We start from the raw sequence: 2027 nt of genomic DNA on the forward strand, positions 1-2027 counted from the left end.
CCGGTGGCCGTCTGGTGGTGGTCCCGTTCGACGTGAGTCGTTCGCCGGAGGACTTCCTGCGTCTGCTGGCGCGGGAGCGGGTGACGGTGCTCAATCAGACGCCGTCCGCCTTCTACCAGCTGATCGCCGCCGACACCGGGGAAGATCTTGCGCTGCGTTGTGTGATCTTCGGTGGTGAGGCGCTGGATCTGCGGCGGTTGGAGTCGTGGCGGCATCCGGCGGCGTTGATCAACATGTACGGGATCACCGAGACCACCGTGCACGTGACCTACTTCCCGGTCGGCGCCGGCCTGACCGACGAGCCGCGCAGCCTGATCGGCCGGGGCATCCCGGATCTGCGGCTGTACGTGCTGGACGACGGTCTGCTGCCGGTGCCGGTCGGGGTGGCCGGCGAGCTCTATGTGGCCGGCGCGGGCCTCGCGCGCGGCTATCTGGGCCGGTCCGGTCTGACCGGCACCCGGTTCGTCGCGGACCCGTTCGGGGTGGCCGGCACCCGGATGTATCGCACCGGTGACGTGGTGCGGTGGAGCCCGGCCGGGGTGCTGGAGTACGTGGGTCGCTCGGACGACCAGGTGAAGATCCGGGGTTTCCGGATCGAGCTGGGCGAGATCGAGTCGGCCCTGGAGGGCGTGCCGGGCGTGGACCGGGCGCTGGTGGTCGTCGCCGAGGACCGCCTCGTCGGCTATGTCGAGTCGGGTGCCGAGCCCGACCCGGCGATGCTGCGGGCCGAGCTGGCCCGGTCGTTGCCGGAATACATGGTGCCCGCCGCGATCGTGGTGGTCGGCCAGTTCCCGCTGACCGTCAACGGCAAGGTGGACCGGGCGAAGCTGCCGGCGCCGGAGGTCACGGTCGCGGTCTCCGGGCGCGGCCCGCGGGACGCCCGCGAGGAGATCCTGTGCGGCCTGTTCGCCGAGGTGCTCGGTGTGGCCGAGGTGGGTATCGACGACTCGTTCTTCGACCTCGGCGGCCACTCGCTGCTGGCCACCCGGCTGGTCAGCCGGATCCGGTCGGCGCTCGACGTCGAATTGGCCGTGCGCGACCTCTTTGACACCGCCACGGTGGCCGGCCTGGCCCGGCGGCTGGACGCTGCCGGCGCCGGCCGGGCGGGTGTCCGGGCGGTCAGCCCGCGCCCCGAGCGGGTGCCGCTGTCCTTCGCCCAGCAGCGCCTGTGGTTCCTCAACCGCCTGGAAGGCTCGTCGGCCACCTACAACGTGCCGGTCGCGATGCGGCTGCGCGGGCCGGTCGACGAGGCCGCCCTGAGACTCGCCCTGGCCGACGTGCTCGCCCGGCACGAAAGCCTGCGGACCGTCTTCGGCGAGGACGAGGCCGGCCCGGTCCAGGTGATCCTCCCGGCCGCCGAGGTCACCCCGGTGCTGACTGTGGCCGAGGTCGGCGCCGGTGAGCTGCCGGCGCGGCTGCGCGAGGCCGCCGCCCACGAGTTCGACCTGGCCGGCGAGCTGCCGGTCCGGGTGGCGCTGTTCCGGGTCGCCGCCGACGAGTCCGTGCTGCTGATCGTCGTGCACCACGTGGCCGCGGACGCCTGGTCGATGCGGCCGCTGGCCCGCGACCTCACGGTGGCCTACCAGGCCCGCAACGCCGGGGTGGCGCCGGGCTGGACCCCGCTGCCGGTGCAGTACGCCGACTACACGCTATGGCAGCGGCAGGTCCTCGGCGACGAGCAGGACCCGGACAGCGTCGTCCGGGCGCAGCTGGCTCACTGGACCGAGACCCTGGCCGACCTGCCGGAGCAGTTGAACCTGCCCTACGACCGGCCGCGGCCGGCGGTGGCCTCGTACCGCGGCGAATCGGTCACCTTCGCCGTCGAGCCGGCGCTGCATGCCGGGCTGACCGCGCTGGCCCGGCAGACCGGGACCACGCTGTTCATGGTGGTGCAGGCGGCCCTCGCCGCGCTGCTGACCCGGCTGGGTGCGGGCACGGACATTCCGATCGGCACGCCGATCGCCGGGCGCACCGACGAGGCCGTCGACGATCTGGTCGGCTTCTTCGTGAACACGCTGGTGCTGCGC

Annotated in this window: 1 protein-coding gene; it reads left to right on the forward strand. The window is 73.1% G+C overall.

All coding sequences use genetic code 11. The features are described from left to right. Positions 1–14: 14 nt before the first annotated feature. A partial coding sequence (locus Ari01nite_RS49315) for a condensation domain-containing protein (protein WP_275410975.1) occupies positions 15–2027 on the forward strand: 2013 nt, incomplete at its 3' end.

Origin of the sequence: Paractinoplanes rishiriensis (assembly GCF_016862375.1) — a bacterium.
Taxonomy (GTDB): domain Bacteria; phylum Actinomycetota; class Actinomycetes; order Mycobacteriales; family Micromonosporaceae; genus Actinoplanes; species Actinoplanes rishiriensis.